Raw genomic sequence first — 15,724 nt, 5'->3', positions numbered from 1 at the left:
CAAATGGCTGATTTAGACGACATCAAAGACGGCAAGGATTTTGGCATCGGTACGCCGCAGCAGAATGTGCCGTACACCCTGAAGGGCTGCGGCTCGCTCGACTGGGGCATGCAGTCAAGGCTTTCGCGCATTTTCAACCCGCAGAGCAACCGCACGGTGATGCTGGCCTTTGACCACGGCTACTTTCAGGGACCGACCACCGGCCTTGAGCGTATCGATCTCTCCATCGCGCCGCTGTTTGGCGAAACCGACGTGCTGATGTGCACCCGCGGCATCCTCAGGAGCCAGGTACCTGCCGCGACGAACAAACCGGTGGTGCTGCGCGCCTCCGGCGGTAACTCGATTCTGGGCGAACTGTCGAACGAGTGCGTGGCGGTGGCGATGGAAGACGCGCTGCGCCTGAACGTCTGCGCGGTGGCGGCGCAGGTGTACATCGGAAGCGAGTTTGAGCATCAGTCGATCAACAATATCATCAAGCTGGTCGATGCAGGGGCGCGCTACGGCATGCCGACGCTGGCGGTGACGGGCGTGGGGAAAGAGATGGCGCGTGACGCTCGGTATTTTTCGCTGGCAAGCCGCATCGCCGCCGAAATGGGGGCGCAGTTCGTCAAAACCTACTATGTGGACGAGGGCTTTGAAAAAGTGACCGCCAGCTGCCCGGTGCCGATCGTTATCGCGGGGGGCAAAAAGCTGCCGGAGCACGAGGCGCTGGAGATGTGCTGGCGCGCGATAGACCAGGGCGCGTCCGGCGTGGACATGGGGCGCAACATCTTCCAGTCCAGCGCGCCGCTCGCCATGCTGAAGGCGGTGAAGAAAGTGGTTCACGAGAACATGAGCGCCCGGGAGGCGTTCCAGTTCTGGCAGGAAGAGAAACAGGGAGAAGCAAAATGAACGTGACGCTGGTGGAGATCAACATTAAGCCCGAGCGGGTGGACGAGTTTCTGGAGGTATTTCGCGCCAACCACGAGGGGGCGATCAAGGAGCCGGGCAACCTGCGCTTCGACGTATTGCAGGACCCGCGGGTGAAAACCCGGTTCTTTATCTACGAAGCCTATAAAGACGAAGAGGCGGTGCTGGCGCATAAGCAAACCTCGCACTATCTCGCGTGCGTGGATAAGCTGGAGGAGCTGATGTCGGAGCCGCGCAAAAAACGCAGCTTTGTCGGATTGTTGCCGGAGTAGCGGTTTTGCCTGGTGGCGCTGCGCTTACCGGGCCTACGGGTACGGGGGGTGTTGATTTTGTAGGCCGGGTAAGCGCAGCGCCACCCGGCGTTGTTCACGCCAGCTCCAGCAGCTGAATACGCGCCGTCGCGCCCGGCATCAGCTTTTGCAGATTGCTCACCAGCTCATCGCCAGCTTCCTGTAATGCCGCCAGCGGCATCGACGGCAGGCTTTCGAGAATAAACCACATGGACTGCGCCTGGCTGTCCAGACGCGTGCGTATCCCCTGTCGCCAGTTCCAGCGGCGGCAGGTGATGCCAAGATCGTCACGCCAGATAACTTCGCCTGGCTCCGGATTTTCGACTACCGGCTCACCCTCTTTGACGGTATCAAACGGCTCGCTGCCGTCGGCCAGCGTCAGGCGCGGCGCTCCCGAGTAAGCCGCCAGATTTTCTCCCCCTACCGGAATCGCGTAGCGGATACTGATGGCATTATAGATATCCACCACCGGGTCGAGCGTCGGCAGCGAACCGTCTCTCATCACGCGCTTGCGCAGGGCCGAGGCCGAGCAGGGCGTACGTTTGGGTTTTGCACCAAAGGCTTTAAACACCTCATCCCAGGCGGCGAGATGATTTTCTGCCCAGGGCACATCATCATTGAGCATCTGCTGGCAGGCCTGCGCCAGCGCAGCGGGCGCAACCTCCGGTTGGGTAATCGGGGCAGCTTCAACCAGAATGCTCAGCGCCCGAAAGCCGGGCGCGATCCCGACAAGTCGCGAATCTATTGACGGTGTTACAAGAGACATAAATAATCCTGTATTGACTGTTTTATATCATGGTAGTGACCAATGACTGATAAAGTCAATATAATGACCGATGCGGGTGCCGATGTTGCCCAGGTAAGCCTGGCCGTCGCGAACCGTATCCGCAGCTGGCGGAAAGAGAAAAAACTGTCGCTGGACGAGCTTTCTCGCCGCGCCAGCGTCAGCAAAGGCATGCTGGTAGAGATCGAAAAAGGGGCTGCCAACCCCAGCATTGCCATTCTGTGTAAACTGGCCGCCGCGCTTGGCGTCTCGGTGGCAGATATCGTTAACGTCTCCAGCGAGCCGCAGATACACATTATTCAGGAAGAGGCGATCCCGGTTCTGTGGCAGGGCGCACAGGGCGGTTACGCCAGATTGCTGGCAGGCACCGCAGGCCCGGATATGATTGAGCTGTGGCAGTGGGAGATGCATCCGGGAGAAACGTTCACCTCTCCGGGACATCCGGCGGGAACGTTTGAGCTGCTGCACGTGAACGAAGGCATGTTAACCCTGACGGTGGACGAGACGGTAACGCAGGTAGCTGCCGGGGCGTCGGCGGTGGCGAAAACGGAAGCGGCGCACGGCTATGCCAATGAAAGCGATACCGTGCTTCGCTTCACCATGACGGTGGCAGAGTTTCACCGATAAAAAGCAGCCCGGTGGCGCTACGCTTACCGGGCTTGCATATGCAGTATGTTGTAGGCCGGGAAAGCGTAGCGCCACCCGGCTTTTTTTACGCCTCTTCCACACTCACCCGCAGCGCCGCCAGCGCCTTACGCGCCGCCTTCAGCACCTGCTCACACTGCTCAATGGTGAGCGTCAACGGTGGTTCAATGCGGATGGTTTTCGAGTTGTTAAGCGTTCCCGCCACCAGTACCCGCTGGCGGAACATCTCGCTTGCGAAGCTATAACCGGTTTCGTTATCAACGAACTCAATCGCCATCAGCATCCCTTTCCCGCGCGCATCCTGTACCAGATCCGGGTATTCCCGGCCCAGCTGGCGGAAGCCGTCCAGCAGCATGTCGCCTTTCTGCTCCGCCTGCGCAGGCAGGTTTTGCTCCAGCAGCACGTTGATGGTCGCCAGCGCGGCCGCGCAGGCCAGCGGGTTACCGCCAAAGGTGGTGGTATGCAGGAATGGATTGTCGAACAGCACCGAGAACACCTCTTCAGTGGCGACCGTTGCGCCAATCGGCATCACGCCGCCGCCGAGCGCTTTTGCCAGGCACAGAATATCCGGCTGAACGTTCTCATGCTCACAGGCGAACATCTTGCCGGTGCGCCCCATCCCGGTCTGCACTTCGTCGAGGATCAGCAGCGCGCCAAACTCATCGCACAGCTGACGCACGGCGGGCAGATAGCCCTGCGGCGGGAGGATCACGCCGCCTTCACCCTGAATCGGCTCCAGGATCACCGCCGCCACGTCGTCGCCGGTTTTACGGCATTCGCCGAGCATGGTGCGCATGGCGTTGATGTCGCCGAACGGTACGTGGCGGAAGCCCGGCAGCAGCGGCATAAACGGTTTGCGGAAAGTGGATTTAGCGGTCGCCGACAGCGCGCCCAGGGATTTCCCGTGGAACGCGCCGCTGGTGGCGATAAAGGTAAATTTCCCGCGTGGCGACTGGTACGCTTTGGCGAGTTTAATCGCCGCTTCGACCGATTCGGTGCCGCTGTTGCTGAAGAAGCTGTATTTCAGTTTGCCGGGCGTTAAGGCTGCCAGCGTTTTCGCGAGCATGGCGCGAAGCGGATCGAGCAGTTCCTGGCTATGGAGAGGTTGTTTCGCAAGTTGATTCTGTACGGCGGAAACCACAACTGGATTACGGTGCCCCACGTTGAAAATACCAAAACCACCTAGGCAATCGATAAACTCCTGTCCCTGGGTGTCGACAAGCGTATTCAGACTGCCCGCTTGCCACTCTACGGCTCCGTAATCCCCGCCGGCGGTAACAGATTTGCGATACTCCAGAAAACCAGGATTCACATGCTCTTTAAAGTAATCAATGACCTCACGGTTAAGTTGTTTCATCTCCTCATGATCAAGCGTTCGCTTTTCAATGAGATTCAGTGCGTGCGCGGTACAGGCAAGAGCCGAGGCGCTGGAAGGTAACCTGTTCAAAATATGCTCCCGGGGATCGCGTATCACATGATACTGAGTTAATTATTGCAGGGATTACGCCACCTCAGATGCCTTAACAAAAATCGGGATAAACGCCAGGTGAAATCAAATTTGCACAATATTTAATCATGCCATTGCGCGCCGCACGGGATAAGGGATAACGAGCCGGGGATGGGGTGTCGTCAATTGCACTACTTCAGGGCAGGAAATGCGCCTTAAGTGTGCGCCGGGGGATCATGCTTTGTAGGTAGTTTCGTCTCGAAAGTATTTTAAATCAATTAATTAGAAAAACGCACGAAAAGTGCGGTTTAACCGAGATTTGCGATCTCAATCATATTTAACAACTAAAGATAAATTTTTTATCGCCGAAAAAACATAAGCCACAAAATTAACATTCAAATAACCTGCAAGGGATGCTCACTATGTCCTCTCCTGACTATGTCACCCAGAATGAATATCCGCTGGACGATGACACCACGCTTATGTCGACCACCGACCTCCACAGCTACATGACCCACACTAACGACACCTTTGTGCAAGTGAGCGGCTTTACGCTCCAGGAGCTGCTCGGGCAACCGCACAACATTGTGCGCCATCCGGATATGCCGAAAGCGGCTTTTGCCGACATGTGGTACACGCTGCAAAAGGGCGAACCCTGGAGCGGGATTGTCAAAAACCGACGTAAAAATGGCGATCACTATTGGGTACGCGCCAATGCGGTACCGATGGTGCGTAACGGCCAGATGACGGGCTATATGTCCATTCGTACCCGCGCCACCGAGGACGAGGTCGCCGCAGTGGAGCCGCTTTATAAGGCGCTCAACGAAGGACGTAGCAAAAAACGCATTCATAAAGGGCTGGTGGTGCGCAAAGGCTGGCTCGGCAAATTACCGGCGATGCCGCTGCGCTGGCGCGTGCGCAGCGTAATGGCGGTACTTTTTGCGGTGATGGCCGCAACGCTGGTTGCCAGTGCCGCGGGCTGGGCTTCGCTGGTGGCGGCAGCCGTGGTGATGCTGCTTGGCACCCTGGTGTTTGAGCAACAGATTGTCCGCCCGGTGGAAAACGTCGCACGGCAGGCGCTCAGGGTCGCTACCGGAGAGCGTAACAGCGTGCAGCATCTTGACCGCAGCGATGAACTGGGGCTAACGCTGCGGGCCGTCGGACAGCTGGGGCTGATGTGCCGCTGGTTGATCAACGACGTCTCCAGCCAGGTGATGAGCGTGCGCGACGGTAGCGACAGGCTGGCGCAGGGCAATCAAGATCTCAACGACCGCACGCGCCAGACCGTGGCTAACGTGCAGCAGACCGTGGCAACAATGAACCAGATGGCGGCGTCGGTGCAGAGTAACTCTGAGACCGCAGCCGAAGTCGACAAGCTGTCGATGGCCGCCAGCAGCGCGGCCACGCAGGGGGGCACCGTGATGCAGACCGTGGTGAAAACCATGGATGACATTGCCGACAGTACCCAGCGCATTGGCTCTATTACCTCGCTTATCAATGACATTGCCTTCCAGACCAATATTCTGGCGCTGAACGCCGCGGTTGAGGCGGCACGCGCGGGCGAGCAGGGGAAAGGCTTTGCGGTGGTGGCGGGCGAAGTGCGTCATCTTGCCAGCCGCAGCGCGAATGCAGCTAACGATATTCGTAAGCTGATCGACGCCAGCGCCAGCAAAGTGCAGTCGGGCGCCGATCAGGTCCACGCCGCGGGACGTACCATGGATGATATTGTCGAGCAGGTGAAAAACGTCACGCAGCTTATCGCGCAGATCAGCCACGCCACCTCAGAGCAGGCGACAGGCCTGACAGAGCTGACCCGTGCCGTGGCAGAGCTGGACAGCATTACGCAGAAAAATGCTGACCTGGTCGAAGAGAGCGCGCAGATTTCCGCGATGGTTAAGCACCGGGCCGGACGTCTTGAAGATGCGGTTACCGTGCTGCATTAAGAAATGCATGCTTCGATAAAGCCGTTTATTCCTCCGGGGTAAACGGCTTTTTTGTTTTTCAGAATAAGTTATGTTGTTAATGAAATATTAAGTAACTAAAAAAAGCACCCGTTTTTTAATTGCTACGCCCCGGATTTATTGAAAGTGGGAAATAAAAAAACGATCAAAGTCATAAAGTTAGAGAGTTTCCTGTCGATAACAGCGATCGTCTGAGAAATAATCACATCGATGGGGTAAATATGTTCATACATGACGTAAAGATCGGCACGAAATTATTTCTGGCGTTTGGATTATTTATTGTCCTGATGGTCGTCAGCGCAAGCTTGTCTCTGATGAGCCTGAATCGGGCAAACAATGGAATGCAAACCATCCTTACCAGCGATTATCCAACGACGGTAAAAGCGAACCAGTTAATCGACAACTTCCAGGAATTTATCAGCACGCAGCAGCTCATGCTGCTGGACGAACAGGGGACGTACACGGCGCAATCAGAGCAGCGTCTGAAGGCGATCAGCGAGCGCATCGCCGCAATCCTGAGCGAGCTGGACAACGCTCTCAAGGATAAAAAATCCCAACAGGTGCTGGCCGATATCCACGGCGTGCGCCAGCAATATCTTGACTCGCGCTACCGCATTTTGCAGGCCGTGCAGAATAACGACCGTGCGGGCGCGATAAACGAAATGATGACCAACACCCTGAACCTGCAACAGTCCTATAAAGCGAAAGTGCAGGCGTTGATTGCGATCCAGGACCATGAAATGCAGAGTGCGGGCGAGCAGGTGGAAGGTGATTTCCGCACCAATCGTCTCCTGCTGATCCTGATTACGCTTTTCAGCGTCGCGGCAGCCAGCCTGACTGGCTGGTTCATTGTGCGATCCATTACCCGCCCGCTGAACGACGCGGTGAATTTTGCGGAGGCCATTGCCGATGGCGATCTCACCGGCAGCATTACCTCGCACGGTAAAGATGAAACCGGACTGCTACTCACCGCACTGATGGAGATGAAAACGCGCCTGCTGGAGATTGTGCAGCAGGTGCAAACCGGATCGGAAAACATCTCCAGCGCCGCCGCGCAGATTGTCGCGGGCAACCAGGATCTGGCTGCCCGCACGGAAGAGCAGGCCAGTTCCGTTGAACAGACGGCTGCGTCGATGGAGCAGATCACCGCTACGGTGAAGAATACCGCGTCCCACACCGGAGAAGCGACGAACCTGTCTGCCGATGCGGCTGCTGTGGTCAAAAACAACGGCGAGATGATGAAGCAGGTCACCAGCAAGATGCGCCTGATCAACGAAACATCGAACAGGATGTCCGACATTATCGACCTGATCGACGCCATTGCCTTCCAGACTAATATTCTGGCGCTGAACGCGGCGGTCGAAGCGGCGCGCGCGGGTGAGCATGGTCGTGGCTTTGCGGTGGTGGCGGGCGAGGTACGTCAGCTCGCGCAGAAAAGTGCAACATCCGCAAGTGAGATCCGCCAGCTGATTGAAAGCTCCACAAGCCAGACGCAGGACGGCATGAACCTTGTGGAGAAGGCCAGCGGGCTTATCAACGGCATGGTCGGCAATGTGGAAGAGATGGACGTCATCCTGCGTGAGATTCGCCAGGCCAGCCACGAACAGACGGAAGGCATCTCGCAGATCAACAGCGCGATTGGCCTGATAGACGCCACCACCCAGCAGAACTCCGCGCTGGTGGAGGAGTCCGTTGCGGCGGCGGCATCCCTTAACGAACAGGCGATGCACCTGAAAGAGCTGGTCCGCGTGTTCCGCGTGAGCGACGGCGTGCTGGCTTAATCCAGCTGGGAGATCTCCAGTGCCGCGCGGTCAATCACGCCGATAATCTGTTTTAACTGCGCGTCGCTGAGCTCTCCCTGATTAACCTTCAGATCCAGAACCGCTTTGAAGTTATCCAGCGCCCGCTTCATCTGCGGGTTTTTGCGCAGCTGGAAACCGACGGAGCGCGCCTTGATACGCGTCTGGATCTGCTCCAGCTGTTCCCGGTTATCTTCCAGCCACTGTTCTCCGGCGGCGTTAATCGCAATCCGCTTACGGCCGTTCTCTTCTTCGGTAATGGTGATAAGCGCCTGATCCTGCAAGTAATCCAGAGTCGGATAGATCACGCCAGGGCTTGGCGTGTAATGTCCCTGCGTCAGGTTCTCGATCTCTTTGATCAGCTCATAACCATGGCTCGCGTTGCGGGTCAGGATATCCAGGATCACCAGCCGCAGATCGCCATGACCAAAAAATCGTGGCCGGCGTCCGCCGCCGTCGTGTTCGTATCGCATGTTTCTTCCTCAATTTGATATATCTAAACTATATCTAAGATATATTCAGATGCAATCTAAAAGATCTTGATTTCTGAGTTAATAGCAATCATTATCATTAAAAAATCATTCCGATATATCGTATTCACCTGAGAAGGGCATCAACATGGCATCTACCCGTTACCCTCAACGTGTCCGCAATGACCTGCGTTTTCGTGAGCTGAACGTGATGCGCACTGAGCGAGTCAGTGCAGGATTTCAGCGCATTGTGCTAGGCGGCGAGGCGCTGGAGGGCTTTAGCTCTCGCGGCTTTGACGACCATACCAAAGTCTTTTTCCCGGCACCGGGCACCACTTTCGTGCCGCCTGTGGTGACTGATGAAGGCATCGACTGGGGCGACGGCGTGCGTCCGCAAGCGCGTGACTATACCCCGCTGTACGATGACGAAAAACATGAGCTGGCGCTCGATTTCTTCGTTCATGATGGTGGCATTGCCAGCAACTGGGCGGTAGAGGCGAAGGTGGGCGACAAGCTGACCATCGGTGGTCCGCGTGGTTCGCTGGTGGTGCCGGAAGATTACGCCTGGCAGCTGTACGTGTGCGACGAGTCGGGCATGCCCGCGCTGCGCCGCCGTTTAGAAAGCATCGCAAAACTGCCTGTTCGCCCGGCGATCCACGCCATCGTCACCGTGGGCGATGCGACGTACCAGGACTATCTGGCGCACCTGAGCGGGTTCAACATCACCTGGGTTATCGGCCACAACGAGCAGGCGGTGGCCGACCATCTTGCCGCGCTGGCCGTGCCGGAAGAGGATTACTTTATCTGGCTGACCGGAGAGGGGAAAGTGGTAAAACGCCTGAGCCGTCAGTTTGAAACCGACGCAATTGACCCACAGCTGGTGCGTGCCAGCGCGTACTGGCACGCCAAATAATCAGGCAGCGGGATCCAGCTGCGCTTCGCTCACCTGATGTTCGAGCGAGGCGCATACCTCTTTCAGCGCTTTCTCCTGCTGGGCAAAGTAGGCTTCCATATTGCTGAGCGACGAGACGAGCAGCCAGGACTCTTCTTTCTCCAGCTCTGCCAGCTCGTTCACCAGGGTGTCGATTTGCTCACGCACCTGTGCCATTTTTTTGCGAATACGTTCCAGGTCGTTCAGCCTGTCGCTCGCCATCATCGGTTCAAACCCTTGTTGCAGACGGGCGACCAGCGAGCGAATGGCCTTCACGTCGCCGCGCTGTTTGGCCTGGTTGAGTTGCACCATCATCCTGTTGGCTTCTTCTTTTAAATCATCGGCAACCAGATCCGGGTGGCATAACTTGCTCGCCTGACGCCAGAGCCGCTTCAGCTCGTTCCGATCCTCTTCAGAGAGATCCTTGCCTTTACGCAGGCGAACTTCGGCATCATGATGCTGTTCGCGATACTTCTTGTACTCTTCGTTGGCCTCATCGCGCGCCTGACGTGCCGGCTCTTCTTCGCGCGTTAAACCGGTCTCCAGCTCCATCGCTTCGGCCAGCAGGTTGGCAATCAGATTACTTTGCTGCTGAAGATGCTTGCGCGCCTCTGCCGCCTGAACGGAATCCGCAGGCAGATCTCGCCAGCGCCGGGTGAGCGTTGTCAGAACCTCTACGGCCTGCGCCATATAGCTCTGGCAGCGGCGGTAATCCTCTTCCCGGCGACGCGTCTCCGCCTGCTGACGACGCAGGTTAAGCTCCGCCAGCGTTTTACGCAGGGCGAGGATCTGCTGCATCAACGGCCCGAGGCGGGAGAAATAGAGATCGTTGAACTCATCAAGCTGCTGTACCCGGGCGTTACGACGATCAATCAGATCGCGCAGACGCTCTTCCAGGGCTTTTAGCTCCAGCTTGCTGGCCGCCAGCTGCGGGTCACGCCACGGGGTAACGGCGCGCTGGCTTTGCAGCCAGGCGGTGATAGCGCGAAGGGCTGCGGTATAGTTTTTCTGCTCAAGCGCCGCGACGATGGACAGGAGTTCATCGTCAAAGGCTTCCTCTTTGAGACGTTTCAACTGGCTCCGGATGATGTCGTCATCTTCCAGCTCAATGGCATTTTTAATGATTTCTAGCCGTTTGATCGGTGTGCTCATGATGCCTTTCGCTCTGGCGCTTAAGTATTTGAGTTAAGGTTAGTTGTTGTAAAAGCTACAGGAAATAATACACACGGATGATGATCGGCGCGATGGGGGATTTCTTTAGTTTTTAGGGTTTGTGAGGGGAAGCGGCAGGCCGGGCTACGTGTGGTGGATTACTTACAAAAAAGCCACTCAATCGAGTGGCTTAACTGGATGATTCTAAAGCTAAAATTTGGTGGCCCCTGCTGGACTTGAACCAGCGACCAAGCGATTATGAGTCGCCTGCTCTAACCACTGAGCTAAGGGGCCGTGGCGGTGAATTATAAAGTAACTCCCCTCAGCAATCCAGCCATTCACACCTGCCTGCTGTTTTTATAAACAACGCATAATCAATCCTTTATACTTATCTTAAGATGCATAGACAGGAGTAGAGATGATCAACGATATTCTGGCCCCTGGCCTGCGGGTGGTGTTCTGCGGTATTAATCCGGGCAAGTCATCGGCGCACACCGGTTTTCACTTTGCTCATCCGGGAAATCGCTTCTGGAAGGTGATCCACCAGGCCGGATTTACCGACAAACAGCTTAAGCCGGAAGAAGAGCAGCAGCTGCTGGATACGCGCTGTGGCATCACCATGCTGGTCGAGCGACCCACGGTGCAGGCGAGCGAAGTGAATCTGCATGAGCTGCGCGCTGGCGGGCGTGAGCTGATCGCGAAAATTGAAGACTATCAGCCCGCGGCGCTGGCGATCCTCGGCAAGCAGGCCTACGAGCAGGCGTTCAGCCAGCGCGGTGTGAAGTGGGGTAAGCAGAACATTACCATTGGCGTAACGCAGGTTTGGGTGTTGCCGAACCCCAGCGGGCTGAACAGGGCGACGCTGGACAAGCTGGTGGAGGCGTATCGGGAACTTGATGAGGCGCTTGTGGTGAGGGGGCTTTAGCTCCTCTGCGGCCTGATGCCCTCACCCTGACCCTCTCCCACAGGGAGAGGGAATAAACAAAAAAAAGCTCCCGATTGGGAGCTTTTTCATTTCAGGACCGATTAATCGTCCAGGAAGCTACGCAGCACTTCAGAGCGGCTCGGATGGCGCAGTTTACGCAGCGCCTTCGCTTCGATCTGACGGATACGTTCGCGGGTCACGTCAAACTGTTTACCCACTTCTTCCAGCGTGTGGTCGGTGTTCATGTCGATACCGAAACGCATACGCAGCACTTTGGCTTCACGGGCGGTCAGGCCAGCCAGCACGTCGTGCGTAGCGGCACGCAGGCTCTCGGTGGTGGCAGAGTCCAGCGGCAGCTCGAGGGTGGTATCCTCGATGAAATCACCCAGATGCGAATCTTCATCATCACCGATTGGCGTTTCCATGGAGATTGGCTCTTTAGCGATTTTCAGCACTTTACGGATCTTGTCTTCCGGCATCAGCATGCGTTCAGCCAGCTCTTCCGGCGTCGGCTCGCGGCCCATCTCCTGCAACATCTGGCGAGAGATACGGTTGAGTTTGTTGATGGTCTCAATCATATGCACCGGAATACGGATGGTGCGCGCCTGGTCTGCGATAGAGCGGGTGATCGCCTGACGGATCCACCAGGTAGCATAGGTGGAGAACTTGTAACCACGACGGTATTCAAACTTATCTACCGCTTTCATCAGACCGATGTTGCCTTCCTGAATCAGATCCAGGAATTGCAGGCCACGGTTGGTGTATTTCTTGGCGATAGAGATAACCAGACGTAAGTTTGCTTCAACCATCTCTTTCTTCGCACGGCGGGCTTTCGCTTCACCGATGGACATACGACGGTTGATGTCTTTCACCTGCTCGATGGTCAGGCCGGTCTCTTCTTCAATCTGATGCAGTTTTTGCAGGCCGCGCTGTACGTCTTCTTTCACGTCGTGCAGCTTTTCAGACCACGGCTTGTTCATCGCGATAGCGGCGTTGAACCAGGTTTCGCTGGTTTCGTTGCCGGTGAAGAGGGTGATGAAGTTCTTCTTCGGCATTTTGCACTGTTCAACGCACAGCTTCATGATGATACGTTCCTGGGTACGTACGCGATCCATCATCACGCGCATGCTGTTCACCAGGTAGTCGAACTGTTTTGGCACCAGGCGGAACTGTTTGAACACTTCAGACAGCTTCAGGATCTCTTCCTGAGCGGCGGCATGGCTGCGGCCTTTCGCTTTGATGGTGTCACGCGTCACTTCGTACTGGGTACGCAGCTCGGCAAATTTCTCACGCGCCAGTTCAGGGTCGATGCTGTTGTCGTCATCGCTGCTGTCGTCGTCTTCTTCTTCATCTTCGTCTTCGTCGTCATCCATCTCTTCCTGAGACAGCTCAGAACCGACGTGAGTGGCGGTTGGCGCCATATCTTCTTCAGCGTTCGGGTCGACAAAGCCAGTGATCAGATCGGACAGACGCGCTTCTTCTGCTTCAACGCGATCGTACTGCTCCAGCAGATAGGTGATCGCTTCCGGGTATTCGGCAACAGAGCACTGAACCTGGTTGATCCCGTCTTCGATGCGTTTTGCGATGTCAATTTCGCCTTCGCGGGTCAACAGTTCAACGGTACCCATTTCGCGCATGTACATGCGGACCGGGTCAGTGGTACGCCCGATTTCAGATTCCACGCTGGACAGTACCTGTGCAGCAGCTTCTTCCGCATCTTCGTCAGTGTTGTTGGAGGTTTCAGCCAGCAACAGATCATCGGCATCCGGTGCTTCTTCCATCACCTGAATGCCCATGTCATTGATCATTTGGATGATATCTTCGATCTGATCTGAATCGACGATATCTTCCGGCAGATGGTCATTGACCTCGGCATAGGTCAGATAGCCTTGCTCCTTACCGCGTTGGACAAGAAGTTTCAGCTGTGACTGCGGGTTTTGCTCCATAAGACGGTATCCACACTTAATTCGTTTGATTGGTGTCGGCGATGGGCTGCCAACCTTTAAAGCGAGGGCGTACTTATATTTTTGCCGCTGCCTCTCAGTGCGGCTGCCGGGGGCTTCCCGATCGATATTCGGCACTTAAGCCGTTAAATTTTTTATTTCTTCGCCAGTTCCTGGTTAATCATCCAGAGCTCCCGGCGTTCTTCGCTGCTTAGGCCATGGGTGCGCTCGCGAGCTATCAACTCTTCCTGGCGCAACTCAAGCATCGAATCAAACATATGGTTGAGTGAGTCGGTGAACGTTTTTTCTGCGATATCCTTATCTGCTATATCGTCCCACATCGACAGTTTTTCAAGGGTAGCGGCCTCTTTTGTGCCGCGATAATGCTCTAAAAGTTGTCCGGTGGTCAGACCTGGCTGAGACAAACAAGTGTTGACCAATTCTGAAAATAAGCCAAGCCCGGGCAATTTTTCGTGGTTCAAACCCGCCAGCGACGGCACTTGCGGAGCAAGTTCGGGGTTTTGTACCAGCAACCCTATCAGTATACGCATGGTTGTGCGTTTTAGCTGAGGCGCGGGGCGTACCGTGCCGTTTTCAGCCTGTTTCGGCATTAAACGTTCAAGCTGGCTGTCATCCAGAATGCCGAGCTTGTTGCCTAACTCCTGACGCAGATAGATGCGCAGCGTTTCGCCGGGCACCTGGCTGATTAACGGCAGCGCCAGCGTGCTGAGCTGCGCGCGCCCGTCAGGGGTACTCAAATCAACCTGCGGCATCAGGCTGTTAAACAGAAACGTGGAGAGCGGCTGAGCCTGCTCCATCCGCGCTTCAAACGCCGCTTTGCCCTCTTTACGCACCAGCGTATCCGGGTCTTCACCGTCGGGCAGGAACATAAAGCGTAACTGACGCCCGTCGGTCATATACGGCAACGCGGTTTCCAGCGCTCGCCAGGCGGCGTCGCGTCCTGCGCGGTCACCGTCGTAACAGCAAATCACGTTGTTGGTGACGCGGAACAGCAGCTGGATATGGTCCGCCGTGGTGGACGTTCCCAGCGACGCAACGGCATAGTTAATGTCGTACTGCGCCAGCGCAACAACATCCATATAGCCTTCGACGACCAGAAGACGCGGAGGTTCCGCATTATCCTGCTGTGCCTCATAAAGACCGTAAAGCTGGCGGCCCTTATGGAAAATATCGGTTTCCGGGGAGTTAAGGTATTTCGGCAGGGCATCACCCAGCACGCGACCACCAAAACCTATCACCCGGCCACGCTTGTCGCGGATCGGGAACATCACCCGTTCACGGAAGCGGTCGTAGCTTCGTCCCTGGTCGTTGGTGACCAGCATGCCTGCGTCGATGAGGGATTTACGATCTTCGCTATTGCCGCCAAAACGCTTTAACACGTTGTCCCAGCCGGGCGGGGCGTAACCAATAGCGAAACGCGCAATCACATCGTCACTCAGTCCGCGCTTGTTCAGATACTGACGCGCAGGCTCAGCCGCAGAGTGCTTAAGAGACTGTTGGTAAAACGAATTCAGGCCATCCATCAGTTGGTACAGCGTTTGCCGCTGATGGCGCTCGATCTGACTTGGCCCACTGCCCGCTTCATACGGCACTTCAAGGTTATGCATCGCCGCCAGCTCTTCGACGGTTTCAACGAACTCGAGCTTGTCGTAGTTCATCAAAAAATCGACGGCATTACCGTGTGCGCCACAGCCGAAGCAATGGTAGAACTGCTTTTCACCGTTTACGGTGAAAGAGGGGGTTTTTTCGTTATGGAACGGACAGCACGCATGGTAGTTCTTGCCCTGCTTTTTTAGCTTCACCCGCGCGTCGATGAGATCGACGATGTCGGTTCTGGCAAGCAGGTCATTGATGAAAACGCGTGGGATTCTTCCGGCCATATGCCCCAAAAATTTAAGCGACTTATAAACGAAAACAAGCCGCGCATTCCTTCCGGAAGCACGGCCTTACGACTACAACTCTGTCTGTCAATTGAGGGCTGTGGCCCTCAACAGATTAGTACAGACGAGTACGGCGTGCGTTTTCGCGAGCCAGTTTCTTCGCGTGACGTTTCACAGCGGAAGCTTTAGCGCGCTTACGTTCGGTCGTTGGTTTTTCATAAAACTCACGACGACGAACTTCAGCCAGAACACCTGCTTTCTCGCATGAACGTTTGAAGCGACGCAGTGCTACGTCGAACGGCTCGTTTTCACGTACTTTAATTACCGGCATGTAACTCTCACCTTTAATAAATTCGGTTTGCCGCTGGCATCAACGCCAGCTTATTTCAAAATGGTGCGGAATTTTACTGCAAATGCTGCTGCTTTGTAAAGCACCGATGCGATTTTGAAAGGGACTTTAATAAGGGTGAGGAGTATACACGAGGCTTCTTCCTGGGGCGAACAAAGTTTTACAACAATCCGCCCAGGCTCTACACTGCGCGGTATTGAAACGAGGTAAAACAAGTC

At 55.8% G+C, this 15,724-nt stretch carries 14 protein-coding genes and 1 tRNA gene; 7 read left to right on the top strand and 8 right to left on the bottom strand.

Features of this window, described 5'->3' with window-relative positions:
• The first annotated feature begins 3 nt into the window (after nucleotides 1–3).
• The gene (lsrF, locus tag BFV63_RS19010) at nucleotides 4–891 is read left to right on the top strand and encodes a 3-hydroxy-5-phosphonooxypentane-2,4-dione thiolase (RefSeq protein WP_032660401.1); all 888 of its coding nucleotides are present in this window, start codon (nucleotides 4–6) and stop codon (nucleotides 889–891) included.
• Complete coding sequence (gene lsrG, locus BFV63_RS19005) at nucleotides 888–1,181, top strand: (4S)-4-hydroxy-5-phosphonooxypentane-2,3-dione isomerase (protein WP_048241778.1); 294 nt, start codon at nucleotides 888–890, stop codon at nucleotides 1,179–1,181. Before lsrF ends, lsrG begins: the two co-directional genes overlap by 4 nt.
• A gap of 94 nt (nucleotides 1,182–1,275) precedes the next feature.
• On the opposite strand, the gene BFV63_RS19000 is transcribed toward lsrG, so the two are convergent.
• Nucleotides 1,276–1,965 carry a B3/B4 domain-containing protein gene (locus BFV63_RS19000; RefSeq protein WP_023314880.1) on the bottom strand — a complete coding sequence of 230 codons (690 nt, stop codon included), beginning with the start codon at nucleotides 1,963–1,965 and terminating at the stop codon, nucleotides 1,276–1,278.
• A gap of 42 nt (nucleotides 1,966–2,007) precedes the next feature.
• Between BFV63_RS19000 and BFV63_RS18995 the strand changes: the two genes are divergently transcribed.
• Entirely contained in the window at nucleotides 2,008–2,610 is a 603-nt protein-coding gene (locus BFV63_RS18995) for a helix-turn-helix domain-containing protein (protein ID WP_023314879.1), read from the top strand.
• An 85-nt stretch (nucleotides 2,611–2,695) separates the two neighbouring features.
• On the opposite strand, the gene ygjG is transcribed toward BFV63_RS18995, so the two are convergent.
• Nucleotides 2,696–4,075 (bottom strand): putrescine aminotransferase, encoded by a 1,380-nt coding sequence (gene ygjG, locus BFV63_RS18990; protein ID WP_022651884.1) that lies wholly within the window; start codon nucleotides 4,073–4,075, stop codon nucleotides 2,696–2,698.
• A gap of 422 nt (nucleotides 4,076–4,497) precedes the next feature.
• On the opposite strand from ygjG, the gene BFV63_RS18985 reads away from it, so the two are divergent.
• Entirely contained in the window at nucleotides 4,498–6,018 is a 1,521-nt protein-coding gene (locus BFV63_RS18985) for a methyl-accepting chemotaxis protein (RefSeq protein WP_048241780.1), read from the top strand.
• Between the two features lie 239 nt (nucleotides 6,019–6,257).
• Entirely contained in the window at nucleotides 6,258–7,817 is a 1,560-nt protein-coding gene (locus BFV63_RS18980; RefSeq protein WP_022651882.1) for a methyl-accepting chemotaxis protein, read from the top strand.
• On the opposite strand, the gene BFV63_RS18975 is transcribed toward BFV63_RS18980, so the two are convergent.
• A complete protein-coding gene (locus BFV63_RS18975) occupies nucleotides 7,814–8,308 on the bottom strand; it encodes a PadR family transcriptional regulator (protein WP_045332914.1) in 495 nt (164 codons plus the stop codon). The two genes, BFV63_RS18980 and BFV63_RS18975, sit on opposite strands and share 4 nt — an antisense overlap.
• A gap of 145 nt (nucleotides 8,309–8,453) precedes the next feature.
• On the opposite strand from BFV63_RS18975, the gene BFV63_RS18970 reads away from it, so the two are divergent.
• On the top strand, nucleotides 8,454–9,218 hold the full coding sequence (locus BFV63_RS18970) for a siderophore-interacting protein (RefSeq protein WP_048241782.1): 765 nt from the start codon (nucleotides 8,454–8,456) through the stop codon (nucleotides 9,216–9,218).
• Here BFV63_RS18970 and BFV63_RS18965 read toward each other — a convergent pair whose 3' ends face one another.
• Both BFV63_RS18965 and BFV63_RS18960 read right to left on the bottom strand, forming a co-directional pair.
• Nucleotides 9,219–10,388, bottom strand: a complete 1,170-nt coding sequence (locus BFV63_RS18965) for a coiled-coil domain-containing protein (RefSeq protein WP_048241784.1) — start codon at nucleotides 10,386–10,388, stop codon at nucleotides 9,219–9,221.
• A gap of 218 nt (nucleotides 10,389–10,606) precedes the next feature.
• A tRNA-Ile gene (locus BFV63_RS18960) sits at nucleotides 10,607–10,682 on the bottom strand.
• 124 nt (nucleotides 10,683–10,806) lie between these two features.
• On the opposite strand from BFV63_RS18960, the gene mug reads away from it, so the two are divergent.
• Nucleotides 10,807–11,313, top strand: coding sequence for a G/U mismatch-specific DNA glycosylase (mug, locus tag BFV63_RS18955; protein ID WP_032607936.1), 507 nt, complete (start codon nucleotides 10,807–10,809; stop codon nucleotides 11,311–11,313).
• A gap of 101 nt (nucleotides 11,314–11,414) precedes the next feature.
• Here the strand turns inward: mug and rpoD are convergent, their stop codons facing one another.
• From rpoD to rpsU, 3 genes are all read right to left on the bottom strand, one after another.
• Nucleotides 11,415–13,259 (bottom strand): RNA polymerase sigma factor RpoD, encoded by a 1,845-nt coding sequence (gene rpoD, locus BFV63_RS18950; RefSeq protein WP_006812010.1) that lies wholly within the window; start codon nucleotides 13,257–13,259, stop codon nucleotides 11,415–11,417.
• Nucleotides 13,260–13,411: 152 nt separating this feature from the next.
• Nucleotides 13,412–15,157, bottom strand: a complete 1,746-nt coding sequence (gene dnaG, locus BFV63_RS18945; protein ID WP_003862574.1) for a DNA primase — start codon at nucleotides 15,155–15,157, stop codon at nucleotides 13,412–13,414.
• 115 nt (nucleotides 15,158–15,272) lie between these two features.
• Nucleotides 15,273–15,488, bottom strand: coding sequence for a 30S ribosomal protein S21 (gene rpsU, locus BFV63_RS18940; protein WP_001144069.1), 216 nt, complete (start codon nucleotides 15,486–15,488; stop codon nucleotides 15,273–15,275).
• Nucleotides 15,489–15,724: the final 236 nt, after the last annotated feature.

Origin of the sequence: Enterobacter hormaechei subsp. xiangfangensis (assembly GCF_001729785.1) — a bacterium.
Taxonomy (GTDB): Bacteria; Pseudomonadota; Gammaproteobacteria; order Enterobacterales; family Enterobacteriaceae; genus Enterobacter; species Enterobacter hormaechei_C.
This window is presented reverse-complemented; position numbering and strand designations above follow the sequence as displayed.